Source organism: Rhodococcus sp. 4CII (assembly GCF_014256275.1).
Taxonomy (GTDB): domain Bacteria; phylum Actinomycetota; class Actinomycetes; order Mycobacteriales; family Mycobacteriaceae; genus Rhodococcus_F; species Rhodococcus_F wratislaviensis_A.
Genome location: NZ_JACCFE010000002.1, coordinates 2,870,736 through 2,888,701, shown reverse-complemented (window position 1 = coordinate 2,888,701; position 17,966 = coordinate 2,870,736). Strand labels below are relative to the sequence as shown.

18 protein-coding genes and 3 pseudogenes are annotated in these 17,966 nt (G+C 67.6%); 12 read left to right on the top strand and 9 right to left on the bottom strand.

What is annotated here, in order from left to right; translation table 11 throughout:
* The first annotated feature begins 69 nt into the window (after positions 1-69).
* The 5 genes and pseudogenes from H0B43_RS14030 to H0B43_RS14010 all read left to right on the top strand — a co-directional run.
* Positions 70-813, top strand: coding sequence for an SDR family oxidoreductase (locus tag H0B43_RS14030; protein WP_185727359.1), 744 nt, complete (start codon positions 70-72; stop codon positions 811-813).
* 10 nt (positions 814-823) lie between these two features.
* Positions 824-1,282 (top strand): Rrf2 family transcriptional regulator, encoded by a 459-nt coding sequence (locus tag H0B43_RS14025; RefSeq protein ID WP_185727360.1) that lies wholly within the window; start codon positions 824-826, stop codon positions 1,280-1,282.
* Positions 1,283-1,333: 51 nt separating this feature from the next.
* Positions 1,334-1,987, top strand: a complete 654-nt coding sequence (locus tag H0B43_RS14020) for a hypothetical protein (protein ID WP_185727361.1) — start codon at positions 1,334-1,336, stop codon at positions 1,985-1,987.
* A 225-nt stretch (positions 1,988-2,212) separates the two neighbouring features.
* A complete protein-coding gene (locus H0B43_RS14015) occupies positions 2,213-3,151 on the top strand; it encodes an HAD family phosphatase (protein ID WP_185727362.1) in 939 nt (312 codons plus the stop codon).
* A 16-nt stretch (positions 3,152-3,167) separates the two neighbouring features.
* A pseudogene (locus H0B43_RS14010) lies at positions 3,168-3,275 on the top strand (SUMF1/EgtB/PvdO family nonheme iron enzyme); the annotation flags it as partial.
* Positions 3,276-3,279: 4 nt separating this feature from the next.
* Here the strand turns inward: H0B43_RS14010 and H0B43_RS14005 are convergent.
* From H0B43_RS14005 to H0B43_RS13990, 4 genes are all read right to left on the bottom strand, one after another.
* Complete coding sequence (locus H0B43_RS14005; RefSeq protein WP_185727363.1) at positions 3,280-3,627, bottom strand: YidH family protein; 348 nt, start codon at positions 3,625-3,627, stop codon at positions 3,280-3,282.
* The gene (locus tag H0B43_RS14000; RefSeq protein ID WP_185727364.1) at positions 3,624-5,114 is read right to left on the bottom strand and encodes a protein kinase family protein; all 1,491 of its coding nucleotides are present in this window, start codon (positions 5,112-5,114) and stop codon (positions 3,624-3,626) included. Before H0B43_RS14000 ends, H0B43_RS14005 begins: the two co-directional genes overlap by 4 nt.
* A gap of 143 nt (positions 5,115-5,257) precedes the next feature.
* On the bottom strand, positions 5,258-6,628 hold the full coding sequence (locus H0B43_RS13995; RefSeq protein WP_185727365.1) for an amidase: 1,371 nt from the start codon (positions 6,626-6,628) through the stop codon (positions 5,258-5,260).
* 36 nt (positions 6,629-6,664) lie between these two features.
* Complete coding sequence (locus tag H0B43_RS13990; RefSeq protein WP_185727366.1) at positions 6,665-7,639, bottom strand: D-2-hydroxyacid dehydrogenase; 975 nt, start codon at positions 7,637-7,639, stop codon at positions 6,665-6,667.
* Positions 7,640-7,719: 80 nt separating this feature from the next.
* On the opposite strand from H0B43_RS13990, the gene H0B43_RS13985 reads away from it, so the two are divergent.
* From H0B43_RS13985 to thpD, 4 genes are read left to right on the top strand one after another with little or no spacing between them, the layout of a single operon-like run.
* Complete coding sequence (locus H0B43_RS13985; RefSeq protein WP_397517468.1) at positions 7,720-8,463, top strand: Asp/Glu/hydantoin racemase; 744 nt, start codon at positions 7,720-7,722, stop codon at positions 8,461-8,463.
* A gap of 32 nt (positions 8,464-8,495) precedes the next feature.
* Positions 8,496-9,236 (top strand): aspartate/glutamate racemase family protein, encoded by a 741-nt coding sequence (locus tag H0B43_RS13980; RefSeq protein ID WP_185727367.1) that lies wholly within the window; start codon positions 8,496-8,498, stop codon positions 9,234-9,236.
* On the top strand, positions 9,223-9,900 hold the full coding sequence (locus H0B43_RS13975; protein ID WP_185727368.1) for a GntR family transcriptional regulator: 678 nt from the start codon (positions 9,223-9,225) through the stop codon (positions 9,898-9,900). The genes H0B43_RS13980 and H0B43_RS13975 overlap by 14 nt, the downstream gene beginning before the upstream one ends.
* Positions 9,901-9,936: 36 nt before the next feature.
* On the top strand, positions 9,937-10,851 hold the full coding sequence (thpD, locus tag H0B43_RS13970; RefSeq protein ID WP_185727369.1) for an ectoine hydroxylase: 915 nt from the start codon (positions 9,937-9,939) through the stop codon (positions 10,849-10,851).
* A gap of 16 nt (positions 10,852-10,867) precedes the next feature.
* On the opposite strand, the gene H0B43_RS13965 is transcribed toward thpD, so the two are convergent.
* Positions 10,868-11,311, bottom strand: a complete 444-nt coding sequence (locus H0B43_RS13965; RefSeq protein WP_185727370.1) for a MarR family winged helix-turn-helix transcriptional regulator — start codon at positions 11,309-11,311, stop codon at positions 10,868-10,870.
* A 153-nt stretch (positions 11,312-11,464) separates the two neighbouring features.
* Between H0B43_RS13965 and H0B43_RS13960 the strand changes: the two genes are divergently transcribed.
* Positions 11,465-12,664, top strand: a complete 1,200-nt coding sequence (locus tag H0B43_RS13960; RefSeq protein ID WP_185727371.1) for an MFS transporter — start codon at positions 11,465-11,467, stop codon at positions 12,662-12,664.
* Positions 12,665-12,712: 48 nt separating this feature from the next.
* Here H0B43_RS13960 and H0B43_RS13955 read toward each other — a convergent pair whose 3' ends face one another.
* Positions 12,713-13,237 (bottom strand): hypothetical protein, encoded by a 525-nt coding sequence (locus H0B43_RS13955; protein ID WP_185727372.1) that lies wholly within the window; start codon positions 13,235-13,237, stop codon positions 12,713-12,715.
* 200 nt (positions 13,238-13,437) lie between these two features.
* On the opposite strand from H0B43_RS13955, the pseudogene H0B43_RS13950 reads away from it, so the two are divergent.
* Positions 13,438-14,165, top strand: a pseudogene (locus tag H0B43_RS13950) (iron-containing alcohol dehydrogenase); the annotation flags it as partial.
* Positions 14,166-14,193: 28 nt separating this feature from the next.
* A pseudogene (locus tag H0B43_RS13945) lies at positions 14,194-14,949 on the top strand (dioxygenase).
* 15 nt (positions 14,950-14,964) lie between these two features.
* On the opposite strand, the gene H0B43_RS13940 reads toward H0B43_RS13945, so the two are convergent.
* From H0B43_RS13940 to H0B43_RS13930, 3 genes are all read right to left on the bottom strand, one after another.
* Positions 14,965-15,456 (bottom strand): helicase associated domain-containing protein, encoded by a 492-nt coding sequence (locus tag H0B43_RS13940; protein ID WP_185729966.1) that lies wholly within the window; start codon positions 15,454-15,456, stop codon positions 14,965-14,967.
* 81 nt (positions 15,457-15,537) lie between these two features.
* Positions 15,538-16,410, bottom strand: coding sequence for an amino acid-binding protein (locus H0B43_RS13935; protein ID WP_185727373.1), 873 nt, complete (start codon positions 16,408-16,410; stop codon positions 15,538-15,540).
* 214 nt (positions 16,411-16,624) lie between these two features.
* A complete protein-coding gene (locus H0B43_RS13930; RefSeq protein WP_185727374.1) occupies positions 16,625-17,929 on the bottom strand; it encodes an MFS transporter in 1,305 nt (434 codons plus the stop codon).
* Positions 17,930-17,966: the final 37 nt, after the last annotated feature.

Genomic DNA, 17,966 nt, shown 5'->3' with positions numbered 1-17,966 from the left:
GACTCTTGACTCGGATAACAACTGTCGGAGTAAACTCAGATATGTATTATCCAAGTAAAGGAGTGGGATGTGAAGATCGTCATTTTCGGAAACGGACTGATCGGACGACAGGTCGCGGCGAAGCTCGGCGACTCCGGGCACGACGTCGTGGCCCTCGGCCGCGGCGACGGAATCGATACGACCACCGGAAAGGGTGTAGCGGAGGCCGTCGCGGGAGCCGACGTGGTCGTGGACCTGACCAATTCGCCGTCGTGGGCGGACGACGACGTCCTGGCATTCTTCCGCGATTCGTCGAAGCACATGCTCGCCGCGGAGGAGGCCGCCGGCGTCGGGCACCACGTGGTGCTGTCCATCGTGGGCGCCGACCGACTGCCCGACTCGGGATACATGCGAGCCAAGGCCGCCCAGGAAGATGTGGTCAAGGCCGGCCCGGTCCCGTACTCGATCCTGCGATCCACCCAGTTCTTCGAGTTCATCGCCGGCATCGCCGACGCCGGGACCGTCGGCGACACGGTGCACGCGACACCCGCGCACCTGCAGCCCATCGCCTCGCGCGACGTCGTGTCCCGGGTGGCGGAGGTGGTCACCGGCTCCCCGTTGAACGGCACCGTCGAGATCGCCGGCCCCGAGCCGCTGGGTATCGACGAATTGGTGCGCCGACTGTTCGCGTCGACCGGCGACAAGCGGTCCGTGACGTCCGATCCCGAGGCCGGTTATTTCGGTGCGAAACTCGACGACGCGGCGATCACCCCGACACCCGGCGCCGGCGCCTGGATCGCCCCCACCACGCTGGACGAATGGCTCCGCAAATAGGGTCGTGCGCATGAAGATTTCCGGTGGTGTGGAGTGGTCGCTCCACTGCTGCGTGGTGCTCAGCCAGGCCGAGGCCCCGGTGCCGACTGCCCGGCTGGCGGATCTGCACGGGGTGTCGAAGTCCTATCTCGCGAAGCATCTGCAGTCGCTGGCCCGTGCCGGTCTCGTCCACCCGACCGAGGGTCGCGACGGCGGGTACGTCCTGACCCGGGCACCCGCGGACATCACGGTGCTCGACGTCGTGCAGGCGGTCGACGGCACGGGGCCGGCATTTCGGTGCACCGAGATCCGGCAGCAGGGGCTGCTCGCCGCGCCACCGGAACAGTGCACGGCGCCCTGCGGCATCGCGAAGGTCATGGCCGACGCCGAGCGGGCCTGGCGTGATTCGCTGTCGGGCGTGACCATCGCGGATCTGGCGGGGACGCTGGACCTCGCGGCTCTCAAACAGACGCTGCAGACGTCCTACTGAAACCGAGGGCCGCGGTTGCCCTGACGCTCGACCTCGGCGAAGACTGGACCCATGGCCGAGATGCGAGGCGACGCCGAATTCCATCGGCTGCGCACGCCACGGGCCGCGGCCGTCGCCGGTGTCGTCTTCGGCGTGCTGTTCGCCTCCAGCATCGTCCTGCTGCGCACCGCGCTGCCGGGTGCACCGGGCGACCCGTGGGTGAGCCACCAGCGGCAGATCACGACGGCCCTGCTCCTCGCGCCCTTCGCGGGCATCGCGTTCCTGTGGTTCATCGGCGTCATCCGCGACCGGCTCGGGGACCTCGAAGACCGCTTCTTCTCGACCGTCTTCCTCGGCAGTGGGCTGCTGTTCCTCGCGATGACGTTCATGTCGATGGCACTCGCCGGCGGCATGCTCGCCATTTCCCGGCTCTCCACGGTTCCGCAGAACGACCTCGTCTACTTCGGGCGCGAGGTGATGTTGCATGTGAACAACGTCTACGGCGTTCGCATGGCCGGAGTGTTCATGATCTCGCTGGGAACCATCTGGCTGCGCACCGGACTGATGCCGAGATGGCTCGCCGTCGCCACCTACCTGTTGTCGTTCACCCTGCTGGTGGTTGTCAGTTTCAGCCTCTGGGTGGCGCTGGTCTTCCCCGCGTGGGTGCTGGTGATCAGTGTGTACATCCTCGTGGTGGATCGGCCGCCGTCCCTCCCGCCGGACTGACCCGGCTCACGGCGCGGGGTTCTCACCCCGTACGGGTGATGTGGCGTCGATGCGCCGCGAGCAACGTCAGGACTGCGATTGCGATGGCGCACGGGTTTTGGCGTCGCCGGGAATCGCTTTCTTCCGACGATGCGAGGAGAGTCAGATGACGGACCCACAACCCAACATCCTGGTCGACCACGCGGTGGCGAAGTTGCACGCCTTCCTGGCGAAGGACTGACCGTCATGGGGCTGGGTGGTTCCTGGGCGGACGGGTCGACGCAGTCGGCGATCGAGGATTTCGTCGCACGGGTGACGGACCCGGGAGGGCCGGACTTCGTCGAGCCGGCAGACCGGGTGGCCGTGTTCGACAACGACGGCACGTTGTGGTGTGAGAAGCCGATGCCCATTCAGCTCGACTTCACCGTCCGGCGTCTGGCGGAGATGGCCGAGAGCGATCCGGCACTGCAGCAGAAGCAACCGTGGAAGGCGGCCCACGAGCACGACCTGAAGTGGCTCGGGGCCGCGATGGTCAAGCACTACCACGGCGACGACGGCGATCTGAAACTGTTGATGGGCGCGATCACCGCGGCGTTCGACTCGGTCAGCGTCGAGAATTACGACGCTCGGGTCCGGGCCTTCTTCGACGGCGCCGACCACCCGACGCTGGGCCGCCCGTACTACGGCTGCGGATACGCGCCGATGGTCGAGTTGCTTCGCTATCTCGAGGCGAACGGATTCGCCGTCTACATCGCGTCCGGTGGTGATCGGGACTTCATGCGCCCGGTCGCCGGACGGCTCTACGGGATTCCGCCGGAACGCATCATCGGCAGCGCCCTCGGCCTCTCGTACCGTGAGGGGACGGACGAGACGGAACTGCTCTACAAGGCCGCGATGGACTTCTTCGACGACGGACCGGAGAAGCCGGTCCGGATCTGGAGCAGGATCGGGCGGCGGCCGATCCTGTCGGCAGGCAACTCCAACGGCGACCTGCCGATGCTGGCGTTCTCCGGGCTCCCCGGCCGCCCGTCGCTTCGGATGCTGATCCTGCACGACGACGCCGATCGCGAATTCGACTATGTGGCGGGCGCCGAACAGGCCCTCGATCAGGCCCGGGAAAGGGACTGGACCGTGGTGAGCATGAAGGACGATTGGACAAGCGTCTTCCCGCCGGCGGACACCTGATCAGGCAGAAGGGAAGGCGTCGTGGAAGCGTCCCGCCGGCCCCGCGTCGACGGTCACCGGTCGCGAACAGCCTCCCGTGGTCCATGTCGCCCACGAGGACGCGGCCGCCTACGCGCAGTGGGCCCGGGTCAGAGTAGAACCACCACCGCGAGCAGCGCGAGCACGGTCACGACGCTGGACGTGACGACGGCGGCGAACGTCGCCGGAGCGAATACCCCGGACTCGATCTGCTTGCTGATGACCCGGTAGCGGACCGTGCCGTATGCGGAGACCAGCAGTCCGGCGGCGAGCAGGATGAATCCGGCGGCGATGGCGTGGTCGCCGCGATGCGGTGCGAACTTCGCCACCGCCACACCGAGTGCGGCGACACTGATCCCGGTGCGATGCCAGGCGAGGTAGGTTCGCTCGTTCGCGAGATGGTCGCGCGCGGTGCTACCGGTGTTCGGCTGGGTGGGTCCGAACATGTTGCGGCTCATAGGGTGCTACCCAGGAACTCGATCTCCGACAGGCGCGACTGGTAGCCGGTCTCGCCGGCCGACAGCCCCGAGATCCAGACGAGGACCCGGTCGGTGGGTGCCGGCGGTCGGGCCACGATCTGGGTGACCCCGGCGCCGAGCGTGGCCGAGGCGATCACCTCGGTGTGGTCGATGTTCGCCCATGCGACGGGAGCGGTCCGGATCTCCACCGTCGTGCCCGGTGTCGGGGAGTCGATCCGGACTTCCCGGAGATCGACGGGTCCGGGGAACGAGACGATCAGGCCCACTCCGGACTTCGACGCCGGCAGTTGCTGCGGGTAGCGGTCGGTCGACCAGGACGTCGTGGGGTCGTCGTCGACGGCGAGGGACGCGGTGGCCCCGTTGTCGGGAAACCGCAGCGGGGAGTACACGGCCGCGGACGACGGAACGAGTGGTGCGGGGAAGACTTCCGGAACCGATGCGGTCTGGCTGCGGATGCTGTCCGCGACGGCGGCCGGGGGAGCGTCCGAGGCGGTGAACGACGTGCCGATCGCCCACGCGCCCGCGCCGAGGGCAACGATCAGTGCGAGCGCCCGGCTCATCGTGGGTAGCGGTGCCGCGGCACGCGCGGCACGGTCGCCGCGCTTCGGGTGAGCGCGCGCCGCGGCGTCGGCGAATGCGGAACCCGCACGGGCCCGTGCGTCCGACAAGATCCGGTCGAGGGCGTCGACGACCGCTTGCGCGGTGTCCGCGCCGGGTTCGAGGGTGAGCGCGTTCATGGCCACGTCGGACAGCGCGCGCGGAATGGCCGGGCGCACCCGGTGCGGCGCGACGACGGAGCCGTCGCCCCGGCGGGCGGCCGCGGGCAGTCCGACGGCCGGGGTGGCGCCGGGCGAGGACAGCGGCCACGTCCCGAGCAGCAGGGCGTACAGCAGTGCGCCCAGTCCGGCGACATCGTCGGCTCTGCTCCCGTCGGCCAGCGTGGCGGGGAAGGCGAGAACGGCGATTCCCTCCCACGAGATCCGAACGCGGTTGGGATGGTCGAGCGCGATACGGGCACCGTGATGGTGTGCGTCGGCGGTCGCGGCGGCGAGGTACCGCACGGTGCGCGCCGCATCCAGCGGACGCGGAACCGTGCGCGCGAGATCCGCGACCCGCCACCCGGGCGTCCACTCCGCGACCACCGCGATCCGGTCGCCGACCGCGGCGATGTCGTACACCTGGGCGATCCGCCCCTCGTGACTGAAGCTGGTTCCGGTGGTGTTCCGGAAGAACCGTGCCAGCGGGTCCGCGCCGCTGTCGGTGGTGTGGAGGTGCGCCGAGTCGACGAGGCTCAGCGAGACGTCCCGGCACAATTCGACGTCGTGAGCGTGCCACCACTGCACCCAGTCCGGGCCGGCGAAACGTCCGAGAAGCCGGTAGCGGGCGGCGACGAGCATGCCCGGGGCCAGCTGATCCTCGCCCGGCCGCGAATGCGGCGGGTCCCCGGACACCGGCGTCGCTGTCATGTGCTCTCCCCGGGCTCCTCCCCGACCCCGAAAATCTCTGTCGGGCAACAATTGCCCGGACAGCACAGCTCACGATTCGCACGGCACCGGGCCTTCTCTTCATGATCCTCGGATGCAGCCCGGATCGGGTGCTTTTCGCCGACCTACCCCAGGACGTGTTCGGCGTATCTCGCCACCGCGAGAACCAGGTCGTCGGAGTGCCGGGGCCCGGTGATCTGCAAGCCGACCGGCAGACCCGCCGCGGTCCGGCCGACGGGGATGCTGATGGCCGGCTGCTGCGTGAGGTTGAACGGGTAGGTGAACGGTGTCCACTGCGGCCAGCTGGTGAAATCGCTGCCCGGCGGAACGTCGTAGCCTGCCTCGAAAGCCGGGATGGGGACGGTGGGTGTGAGCAGGACGTTGTGCGTCAGATGGAATTTGCCCATCGTGATGCCGATGTCCGCGGCGACCGCGCGAGCGTCGAGATATTCGACCGCGCTGAACTTCTCGCCCCGTTCCCAGACCTTGCCGAGACCCGGGTCGACCTTGTCGCGTGCCCCGTCCGGGAAGTTCTTCAGCATCGCCGCCGCCCCGGCCGCCCACAGCAGTTCGAAGGCGTCGATCGGGTCGCTGAAGCCGGGGTCGGCGGCGGTGACCGGCAGCCCTGCGGCGTCGATGGCCTGCACGGCTCGGTCGACGATCGCCCGGACCTCCGGGTCGACCGTCACATAGCCGAGCGTCGGGGAGTAGGCAACTCCGAGTCCGACGACGTCGCGGCCGATCTCGCCGCGGAAGGTGGTCGGGAACGGGGCGAGGGACGTCGGGTCGCGCGGGTCGGGCAGCGACATGATGTCCATCAGCAGCGCCGCGTCCTCGACGGTGCGGGTGAGGGGACCGGCGTGGGCCAGCGGTCCGAACGGACTCGCCGGGAACAGGGGAATGCGACCGTGGGTGGGTTTGAACCCGACGACGCCGCAGAACGAGGCGGGAATCCGCACGCTGCCGCCGCCGTCGGTGCCGACGGAGCACGGGCCGAGGCCGGCCGCGACCGCCGCGGCGCTGCCACCCGAGGACCCACCCGCCGTCTTCGTGGCGTCAATGGGGTTGCGGGTGATGCCGCACAGGGCGCTGTCGGTGACGGCCTTCCACGCGATCTCGGGGGTGGTGGTCTTGCCGAGGAACACCATGCCGTCCTCGCGGAGCCGGGCGGCGACGGGACTGTCGACGTCCCACGGCTGGTTCTCGTCGATGGCCTGCGACCCGCGGAGCGTGGGCCAGCCGTCGGTGAGGAAGACGTCCTTGATCGAGATGGGGACGCCGTCGAGCAGACCCTTGGAGTACCCGGTGTTCCAGCGCTCCTCGGACTTCCGTGCCTGCGCGAGCGCCCGCTCCCCGTCGACGAGGCAGTAGGAGTTGATGACACGATCCCGTTCGTCGATGGCGTCGAGAATCGCCTGCGTCGCTTCCACCGGCGACAACTCTCCGGACGAGTAGGCCGTGACCAGTTCGACGGCGGTCATGTCGGTGGGATTCATGAGAACTCCTTCAGCCTGGACGTTCGGGCCCTGTCGTCAACGGCTCGGTACGTACCCGAGGTGTTTGTCTACTACGTTCTCCAGCGGGTACCCCGCTACCCAGCGTTCGAAATTGTCGGTGAAAACTGTAACGAGGGCATCTCGCCAACCGGCGAAATCGCCCGAATTGTGGGGCGTGATCGAGACATTCGGCATGTCCCAGAGCGGATGGCCTGTGGCGAGCGGTTCGGCGTCGACCACGTCGAGTGCGGCGCCGGCGATCGTCCCCGCTCGCAGAGCGGCCACGAGGTCGTCGGTGCGGACGAGTTCACCACGACCCACGTTGACGAACCGTGCGCCCGGCTTCATCGCGGCGAACGTCGAGTCGCGGAACATGTGCCGCGTCTGGTCGGTGAGCGGTGCCACCGCGATCACGTAGTCGGCGACGGCGAGCGCGGAAGGGAGGTCTTCCGCTGCGGTGACCGTTCCGAAGTCGGGGTCGGCGTCCCGTGCGGTCCGACCCGAGCCGCTGACCTGCATTCCCGCGGCCCGCAGGAGACGGGCGACGGCGCGACCGATGGGTCCGGTACCGACGACGAGGACGGTCCGGCCCGCGATCCGCTCGGACTCGCGATGCTGCCACGTGTGGGACCGCTGCAGGCGGAGCGAACCCGGCAGATCCTTCGCGAAGGAGAGCACCTGCGCGAGGACGTACTCCGCGATCGCCCCGTCGAACACGCCACGGGAGTTGGTGATCGTGACGTCGCTGTCGCGGGCCTCGGGAAACATCACGGGGTCGACGCCGGCGGCGGCGATGTGCAGCCACTGCAGGGAGTCGGCCGCGTGCCAGGCTCCCGGCACCGCATCGGTCAGGAAGTCGTAGAGGAAGAGGACGTCCGCGCCGTCCAGGGCAGCACTCAAACCCGCCTTGTCGGTGTAGCGAACTTCGGCACGGGACGCGACCGGTGCCATGAGTTCGTCGCTCGGCAGGACGTGGGCATGTAGCACCGCGACGATCGGGTTCCGACTCACGTTGACACCGTATGAGTAACTCGTATGATTGTCAACAATCTGATAATGCTCGGGCGCGGCCGCAACGAAGGTGAGGCCTGGTGTTGGAACTGAACATTCCGGAATTCGAGGGCCCGATCGCGCAACGGGGGATCGGCGTAATCGCCCCGTTCGACCTGGCGCTCGAACGAGAGTTGTGGCGTTGGGCTCCCCTCGAGGTGAGCCTGCACCTGGCGCGCACGCCCTACGAACCCGTGCCCGTCAGTCTGGAGATGGCCGAACTCGTGTCCGAGCGAAGACACCTCATGGCTGCCACACGCGACGTCCTGCACGTGGAGCCCGAGGTCGTGGCCTATCTGTGCACGTCCGGGAGTTTCATCAAGGGTCTCGAATACGAGCGCACCCTGTGCGACGCGATCTGCGAGGCCGGCGCCCAGCACGCGGTCACCACGTCCGGCGCGCTGGTGGAGGCGATCGAGCACCTCGAGCTGAGCAGGCTGTCGGTGATCACGCCCTACGACGCCCCGCTGACCGAACGGCTGCACGCGTTCCTGAACGAGGCCGGCGCCGAGGTGGTGCGCTCCGACCATCTCGGCCTCGGCGGCGGCATCTGGAAGGTCAACTACCGCACGATCGCCGAGCGGATCATCGCCGCCGACGACCCCCGATCGGAGGCGATCTTCGTGAGCTGTACGAACCTGCCGACCTACGACGTGATCGCCCCACTCGAACGCGAACTCGGCAAACCGGTCCTCACGGCCAACCAGCTCACGATCTGGGCCTGTCTCGGCCGGATGAAGCTACCCATGACGGGACCCGGCAAATGGCTCCGCAACGTGTTCTGACAGCAATCCGCACGACGGAAAGAGGAGAAAGCATGACCAGCACGCCGACGCCCACTGTGGGTTTCATCTACCCCGATCACGCCGCGGAGGACGACTACCCCTTCGCCGCGGAGATGCTCGGAGTGGATCTGCCGGTCGTGCACATCTACGGCACCGACCTGCACGCCGTGCCCGAACTGCTGGACCTCGGAAGCCCCGAGAAGCTGGCGGGCGGGGCCGCGCTCCTCGCCGACGAGAAGCCGGACGCGGTCGTGTGGGCGTGCACGTCGGGCAGCTTCGTCTACGGACCCGACGGTGCGAAGCAGCAGGCCGAGACCCTCGCCGCGGCCACGGGTGTGCCCACGTCCAGCACCAGCTTCGCGTTCGTCAACGCCCTGCACGCCCTGGGGATTACCCGGGTGGCCGTGGCCGCGAGCTACCCGGAGGACGTCGCCACGCTGTTCGTCGAATTCCTCGCCGCCGCCGGCATCGAGGTGCTGTCGATGTCGAGCGCGGGTATCGACACCGCCGCCGAGGTGGGCCGGCTCACCCCGGAACGCGTCGTGGAACTCGCCGTGGAGAACGACCACCCCGACGCCGAGGCCCTGCTCATCCCCGACACTGCGATGAGGACGCTGGGGGCGCTGAGTACTCTCGAGCAGCGCCTCGGCAAGCCGGTACTCACGGCAAACCAGGTCACCATCTGGGAAGGCCTGCGTCTTGCGGGCCACACGGCGGTGCAACCGTCGTTGGGAATTCTGTTCGAGAAAGGCCACAGTCATGGCTCTGACTGACCTGGAACCCGTCAGTCGTCAATCGACTGCCGAATTCATCGCGGACCGCCTGCGGGTCGCCATCATGAAGGGTGCGCTCGAACCGGGTGCACAGCTGGGCGAGGCGGAACTGGCCGCGCACTTCCAGGTCTCGCGCGGGCCGCTGCGCGAAGCCATGCAGCGGCTCGTGTCCGAGGGCATCCTGCACAGCATTCGTCACCGCGGTATCTTCGTGACGGAGCTGACCCTCGACGACGTCGTCGACGTCTACCGCAGCCGGTCGGTCATCGAGCGCGGTGCCCTCGAGATGATCCTCGACGACGGACGGCGGGAAGCCACGTACCTCGCGCTCGAACCCGTCGTGCTCGTCATGCAGGCCGCGGCCGATCGCGGCGACGCCGCCGCCGTCTCGGACGCCGACCAGCAGTTCCACCAGATCCTGGTGGAGAGCGCGGAGAGCCCACGGCTCATTCGCGCGGCGCGGACGCTGCTGATCGAGACCCGGATGTGCCTGGGTGCGTTGCAGACCACCTATGACGACATCCGCGAGCAGGCGCAGGAACACAAAACGCTGCGTGAGGCGATTCGCACGGGTACAGCTGGAGAGGTGCAGAAACTGCTCGCCGAGCACCTGGACGACGCCGTCCAGCGGCTGCGCGCCGATCAGAAGACGCTGTCGTCGTAGCGACAGCCAAGTAGAGGTAAGTGCCGAGGAGGGGCAATGACTCAGGTAGCTGAGGTTCAAGGAGACACCAACCGTCACGATCGCTACCCGACTCGGATCGCCGCCGAGCCGTCGATGCTCCAACGCAACGAACCGGCCGTGTGGGGGAGGCCCGCGGACGGGCCCTTCGATGCGGCGGCCGTCGCCGGACACGAATCCCGCGGCTACACAGTCCTCGAGAACGTCCTGGATGCGGGCGAAGTGATGTCCTGCCGGGAGGAACTCGACCGGCTGTCCCGGGATCCGGCCATGCGCGACAGCGGGCGCGTCATCACCGAACGCGGCACCGACGAGGTCCGCTCCGTCTTCGACGTGCACCGGCGCAGCGACGTGGTTGCCGAACTGATCCGCGACGGCCGTATTCTCGACCGCGCACGCCAACTGCTCGGCTCCGACGTCTACATCCATCAGAGCCGGATCAACTCGATGCCCGGTTTCAAAGGCACCGGCTTCTACTGGCACTCGGACTTCGAGACCTGGCACGCAGAGGACGGTCTCCCCGCTCCGCGGGCCGTCAGCTGCTCGATCACGCTCACCGAGAACTACCCGTTCAACGGGTCGCTGATGGTGATGCCCGGTTCGCACACGCGGTTCGTCCAGTGCGTCGGCGCCACCCCTGACGACAACTACACGTCGTCGCTCGTCGCGCAGGAGGTCGGGGTTCCGCGTCGGGAGGACGTGACCCGGATGGCCGCGGAGTTCGGGATCGACCAGTTCACCGGTGCGGCCGGCACCGCGCTGTGGTTCGACTCCAACGTCATGCACGGGTCGGGCAACAACATCACGCCCTACCCGCGGTCGAACCTCTTCCTGGTGTTCAACAGTGTCGAGAACACGCTCGTCGAGCCGTTCGCGGCGCCGCGTCCGCGGCCAGAGTACATCGCGTCACGCGACTTCACACCCCTGTCCTGACCGGAGCGGCACTCACCTACGCGGGGAGCTCGTGCAGGGCGCGGGCGAGGTGGGCGAGCTCGGGAATCTCGGCGGCCCGGTCCAGGGCCGACTCCAGGGTGGCGTCGTGGGTGGGACGCGCCTCGTCCAATGCGGCCCGGCCTGCGGGTGTGAGCTCTGTGTAGATCCCGCGACGATCGTCGTCGCAGAGAATGCGCGTGAGCAGTCCGCGGTTCTCCAGCCGGTTCACCAGCCTGGTGGTGGCGCTGCTGCTCAGTGCCGCCGCGCGGGCGAGCTGGGCCATGCGCATGTGCCAGCCGTCCTGGCGGCTGAGCGCGTCGAGCACCGTGTACTCGACCACCGAGAGGTCGTGGCCTCGCTGCAGAGCCCGCTCGAGTTCCGCCTCGAGCAGTCCGTGCAGGGCTGCGAGTGTGCGCCATCCCTGCGACCGGATCTCGACGGCGTCGTCAGCGACTGCCATGGCCACCTCCCGTGAATACGTACGCGAAGCCAGAATACCAGCTTGCGCACATAGCAGGCGTATGCAACTATTTATGACGCGTCTGCAATTACTGCACACGCGGTATTCGAGCCAGTGCGCTTGTTTCCAATCTGTACGAAAGGAGTGGCTGCGATGCCACTGGGTCTGCTCGCCCTCGCAATGGGCGGCTTCGGGATCGGTCTCACCGAATTCGTCATCATGGGGTTGCTGCCGGAGGTGTCGGCCGATTTCCAGGTGAGCGAGTCGGTGGCCGGTTACCTCATCTCGGGCTATGCCCTCTCGGTCGCCGTCGGGGCGATCGTCATCACCGCAGCGGTCACCCGCTTCGATCGCAAACGTATTCTCCAGGCGTTGATGGTGCTGTTCATCGGCGGCAATCTGCTGTCGGCCCTGGCCCCGACCTACGAGGTCATGATGGGCGGACGCGTCCTCGCGGCTCTGTGCCACGGCGCGTTCTTCGGCATCGGCTCGGTGCTCGCCGCCGACCTCGTGCCCGCGAGCAAGCGGGCCGGCGCCATCGCGACGATGTTCGCGGGACTGACGGTCGCCAACGTGCTCGGCGTCCCGTTCGGCACGTTCCTCGGCCAGCAGTTCGGGTGGCGGTCCACGTTCTGGGCCATCACGGTGATCGGCGTCGTGGCTCTGATCGGTATCGCGACGCTCGTGCCATCGATGTCCCGTACCGAGGACGCGCCGAAATCAGGCGGTCTGCGGAACGAATTGCGGGCCTTCCGGTCTCCTCAGGTGTGGTTCTCGATCGTGGTCACGATCCTCGGATTCGGCGGCATGTTCGGCGCCTTCACGTACATCGCGTTCACGCTCACCGAGGTTGGCGGATTCGCATCCAGCAGCGTCCCGTGGCTCCTCGTCCTCTTCGGCGGCGGCCTGTTCGTCGGCAACTTCCTCGGTGGACGCGCCGCGGACAGGGCGCTCACCCGCACTCTGATGACGATCCTCGCCGTGCTCACGGTCGTGCTCGTCGTATTCGCACTTGCCGCGGGCAGCAAACCGATGACGATCGGTGCCCTGTTCTTCATGGGCGCGTTCGGTTTCGCGACCGTCCCCGGACTGCAGATGCGCATCATGAACTACGCGGCACAGGCCCCGACCATGGCGTCCGGTGCGAACATCGCCGCCTTCAACGTGGGCAACGCGCTCGGGGCGTGGCTCGGCGGCATCACCATCGCCGCCGGACTCGGCTTCACGTCCCCGATCTGGATGGGAGCGGCCCTCACCGTCGCCGCGCTCGGCGTTCTCGGTGTCGCTACCGCGCTCGACCGACGGTCGAAAGACCAGCAGGCCGAGGAGGATCCGGTGGTGGTGCCGGTCTGACGGCGCCGGCGCAACCGAATCCCATACCGCGGCCGGGCTACTCGGTGTTCAGCCGGTCACGTCGCCTTCGGCGACGACCTTCGTCGGCAAATCGATGCGTCGCGGAGTGCCTACTTCGTCGCAGATCACGGTGACGAATGCCGGGAACACCATTCGCCAGACGCCGGCGACGGGAGACAGGGCGCTCGCGGAGAAGTCTGCCCACCCGGTCGGCGGGAGGGTCACCGGTCCGTCCTGGCGCCACTGCGGCGTCGGGATGCGCCGGTTTTCTTCTTCTGCCGGGTCGATCACGAACCGCACGTTCGTCGCGGTTCCGGCTCCCACATTGCGGAGCCGGAACCGGTCGACCGGACCGCGGATGCGCAGAACGTCGAAGTCGATGTTCGGTGGGATGGCCGGCCGGGCGGCCTCGACCAGCTGCGTCAGCGCCGCGACCTGCTCCAGCGCCGCGTCCCGCTCGGCCTCGGCCCGGAGCCTCGCCTGATCGGCACGGCTCGCCTTCCGCCACGCGACGACCGCGACAGCGCCGGCCAGCACCGTAGTCCCGACGGTCACCCACGATGCGGCATTCATGCGCGGAAACTTACCCGACCACCGCAGGGGCGCTCGGTGCGGACGTCCCGAATGCCCATAATCTTGGTAGCTGGTGGCCCTTCAACCCGGGTGCCACGAGCTGCAGGTTCAGGTTCTGGATGGCGATCCGGCCCGTAGGGCGTCGGGGGTGCTGGTCGCACCCCGGTCGCGATCCGATGAAGGGAACTGCCCCCACGAACATGCGCTTCGATCATGTGACCTTCGGACAGCGGGTGCTGTTCGGGTCCGGACGTGTCATGGTCATCGCGTCGGGATCCGAATCCTCGCTCGCGGAGGAGGTCACAAGTCGCATCGACGTGGCCGTCTTCCACGACGACGTGGCCCCGCACGTCCCGATCGCCCACGCCGAGGCGGCCCGGGCGGTGGCGACGCAGAACTCGGTCGACCTGCTGGTGTGTATAGGCGGTGGTTCGACGACCGGGTGCTGCCCGGCACCGTCATCTACGACGCGCAGCTGACCCTGTCGCTGCCGGTGGAATTGTCGGTGGCGTCCGGACACAACGGCATGGCCCACTGCATCGACTCGATGTGGGCACCCCACACCGTCCCGACGCCTCCGCCGGATCGGGGCTGGATCACAAGATCTGCCACGTTCTCGGCGGCGCGTACAACCTGCCTCACGCTCAAACCCATGCGACGGGTCCTGCCGTACGTGCTCGCCTTCAACGCTCCCGCCGCCCCCGACGCGGAGCGGAGGATCGCCGCCGCATTCGGCACCGCCGTCGCTGGACTGAATGCGCTGCGGGAGACACTCGACGCCCCGCAGGCCCTGAAGGACTTCGGGTTCGACGAGACGCAGATTCCCGAGGCCGTCGAATTGGTCCTGCCGTACGTCCCCGACTCGAACCCCCAGCCGGTGACGGCCACCGACCTCGACGCACGCCTGCGTGCGGCCCAGGCAGGCGAAACCCGGCACTGTGAAAGGAATGCCCACCATGACGACCGAAATCGCCGAACCGATCAGCCCGGAACAGCGTGCGCTCGCGGACGAACTCGTCGCCACTGTTGTCGCCTCGTTCGACCACACTCCCGATCCGCGGCTGAAGGAACTCATGCAGTCGCTGACCCGGCACCTGCATGCGTTCATCCGTGACGTGCGTCTGACGGAGGTGGAATGGAACACCGCCATCGAGTTCCTCACCGCCGCCGGGCACATCACCGACGCGCGGCGGCAGGAATTCGTCCTGCTCTCCGACGTACTCGGTGCCTCCATGCAGACCATCGCCGTCAACAACCGGGCCTACAAGGGAGCCACCGACGCCACCGTCTTCGGCCCCTTCTTCGTCGACGACGCCCCCGAGATCCCGCTCGGCGGTGACATCGCAGGCGGCGCATCCGGTCAACCGTGCTGGGTCGAAGGCACCGTCACCGATACGGACGGCAACCAGTGGCGGGTGCGCGCATCGAGGTGTGGGAGTGCGACGAGGACGGTTTCTACGACGTGCAATACGGCAACGAACGCGTTGCCGGACGAGCGCACCTGTTCGCCGACGACAACGGCCGGTACCGGTTCTGGGGCCTGACGCCGGTGCCGTACCCCATCCCGCACGACGGGCCGGTCGGCACGATGCTCGAAGCCACCGGGCGTTCCCGGTCCGTGCGGCACACCGACGCCGGACGGCCGCGATCTGGGGGACCGTTCCTGGGCGCGGGCGCGTTTCGACATCGTCCTGGCACCCGACGGCGTCTGACGGGGGCGGGGCTTCCTATCCGGCGCGCTGTGCCGACGTTCGCGGACCACGCGGTCGTGGACCGGGGGACACCCCGAGAACGGCGAGGGGACGACGCTCGTCGTCCGGCAGCGCATCCGCTCGCCACTTCTTCACGGCCCGGTAGAGCCACTGACCCACCTGTTCACCGTCGGGGGTGACGTAGTTCGCGGGAACGAGTGCATTGCCGTGCTCTTCGCGGTATGCGGCGATGGCGGTGAGCATGCGTCGCCGCTTGCCGTCGGCCGGTGACACTGCGGGAAGGGGGACCGCGTCGTCGCTCCAGAGAAATCCGATCGCATCGAGTTGCTGGATGCGTTGGGGCGGCAGGGTGCCCAGCATGCGCGCCACGCGCTGCCGGTCCTGCCACCGTCCCAGTCGGAATCCGCACTCGGTGACGTAGTCGGAGGGGATTACGCTGCGCGGATGGTGCTGCCGAAAAGCGCAGTAGAGCTGCAGGGCGGAGGCTGTGGACCGGTTGTCTCGCATCGAGATCGCATCCTTGTGAAAGCCGTCGAGCGTTGTCTGGATAGTCATTAGTTCAAGTATGTCAAACAGATTGACGATCTGTCACGGAAGTCGTGTTGTGTCGGTAGCGAATTGTGCTGGAGCAGGGCCGACAGCGTCCGTCATTCCCCGGATCTTCTGCGCCAGCTCACCGAGGCGACGGGCGCGGGCGTTCTCGGCGGGCGTGAACGGCTCGTCCGCCGACCGGACGAAGACCAGTGCCTCGCCCTCACCGGTCGGGATCTCCACCCGCGCCGCCGCTGGGGGAGGGTCGCTCACACGCGAATCGACGTACTGGGCACCGAGGAGTTCCGCGATGGACAGCGGAAGTTCGGACGGATCGGCCGCCACCCGAGTCGCCAACGTCAACGCCTTGGTCTGGCCGTCGATCAGGGCGAGCGCCGACGCGGGCCAGATACCGACGTCGTGGCCGCCGCCGGCGCGGACGGCCTTCGACAGGGCGTCCGGTGACGTGTCCCTGCAGGCCCCGACGATCAATTCGTCGAGCGAACCGCCGTCGAGGTGATGGACGTGCACGGTCAGGATGTTCGCGTCCAGCTCCGCGAGGTTGCGGGCCAGCGATTCCAGCTGCCCCGGGCGATCGCTCACCCGGACACGGATACGCCAGAGCGTCTGGCCGGTCGCCAGGTGGCCGTGCTCACCGCGGGGAGGGCCGTGCAGCCACCCGCCGAGGAGCCGCATCGCGGACGGTTCGACCACCCAGATCACCAGCACCGTCGTGGTGACGGTGAGGACCGCGACGGTGATCAGATAGGAGGCGTGAACATGAATGACCAAGGCGTGAAGCAACAGTTCGACGGGAAACACGGCGCACAGCTTCGCCAGCGCCAGACGGACGCGGCGCGGATGCGGCAGCCGGCCGCATGCCTCGCACGCATTGACGTGAACTCCGGGTTCTCGCACGGCATCGTTCATGCACCCACTGTCATCCCATCGTATTGCGAAGTGGTTTCGTCGCCCGGTCGGTGGCGTGACGACGGACCGTGAAATACGTTGGACTGCAATGTAAATGTGGCGGGGAACACTGCGACACCGGTGCGGACGAGGCGTCGAAACGCCGCTGCCGCCGGAACAGGACCCGGCGGCAGCGGCATTATTCGGAGCGCTCAGCGCAGTGAGGCGGCGTCGCTCAGATCCGTCCCCGGGTCTCCGGGGCCATGAGGAAGCTGACGAGAGCGCCCACTCCGGCGATGTACATCGTGGCGGAGAGTCCGAGGGTGGACAGCGCCCACGGGGTGGCGAACGTGCCGATCGCCGCGCCGATCCGGCTGATTCCCGTGCACAGGCCGACGGCGGTGGCCCGCACCTCGGTGGGGAACAGTTCGTTGGGGGAGATCCATTCGAGGATGGAGGGTCCGCCGTTGAACAGTGCGTAGATCGCGAACGCGAAGGCGATCACCCACAGGCCGGCGTCCGGTTTGATCGCGAGGAAGAGCAAACCGAGACCGGAGAGCACGAACCCCCAGATCAGAATCGGGCGTCGCCCGAGCCGATCGACGAGCAGCACCGCGACGACATTGCCGATCAGGAAGAACAGGTTGATCAGGCCGTAACCGATGTGGGCCAAATTTCCGGAGCCGAGGTTGAAGAGTTCGAGGATCTGCGGACCGAATGCGTAGATGGCGAACAGCGTCACGATCGTGCAGGTCCAGAAGATCGAAATGAACACGACCCGCTGCAGGTACCCTCCGCGCATCAATCCGCGAATGGACGTACTTCCTTCCTCGTCGGGCAAGTCGTCCAGCGTCGCCTCCGCCCCGATCGTCTTGCGCAGCACTGCCAAGGCCTCCTCGGAACGCCCCTTGCTCAGCAACCATCGGGGAGACTCGGGGATGCTCGTGCGTGCCACGACGATCAAGGTGGCGGGAACCGCCGAGGAGAGCAGCATCCACTTCCACCCGTCGGGATTGCTGAGCAGGAGGTATCCGACGAATGCGGCGGCGGTAGCCCCCACGAACCACATCGCGTTCAGACCGCCGACGAGTTTCGCGCGCCACGCCTTCGGCGCGAATTCCGTCACCAGCGCCGTGGCGATCGGATAGTCGGCGCCGACTGCGATTCCGATGATCAAGCGCAGTATGAACAATTGCATCTCGTCCGCCGCGAAGAATTGCAGCACCGAGCAGACGATGATGACGATCAGATCGATGGTGTACATCAACTTGCGGCCGATCCGGTCGGTCACCGCACCGAACACGGCACCACCGAGGAAGACCCCGATGAGAGCGGACGAGCCGATGAGGCCGGCCCACAGTGCGCTCATGCCCCACTGCGCCTGGATCTGCACCATCGCGATGCCGATGATGCTGAGGATGTAGCCGTCGAGGAAGGGGCCGCCCGAGGAGAAGAGGGCGAGTTTGGCATGAAAGCCGTTGAGTTTTGCGCTGTCCAGAGTGACGCCAGATCGGGCGGTGACAGTGGTGTCGAGGTTCATCTGAGGTATCCCATCGGGGGTGTGGGCTCGAGGATTG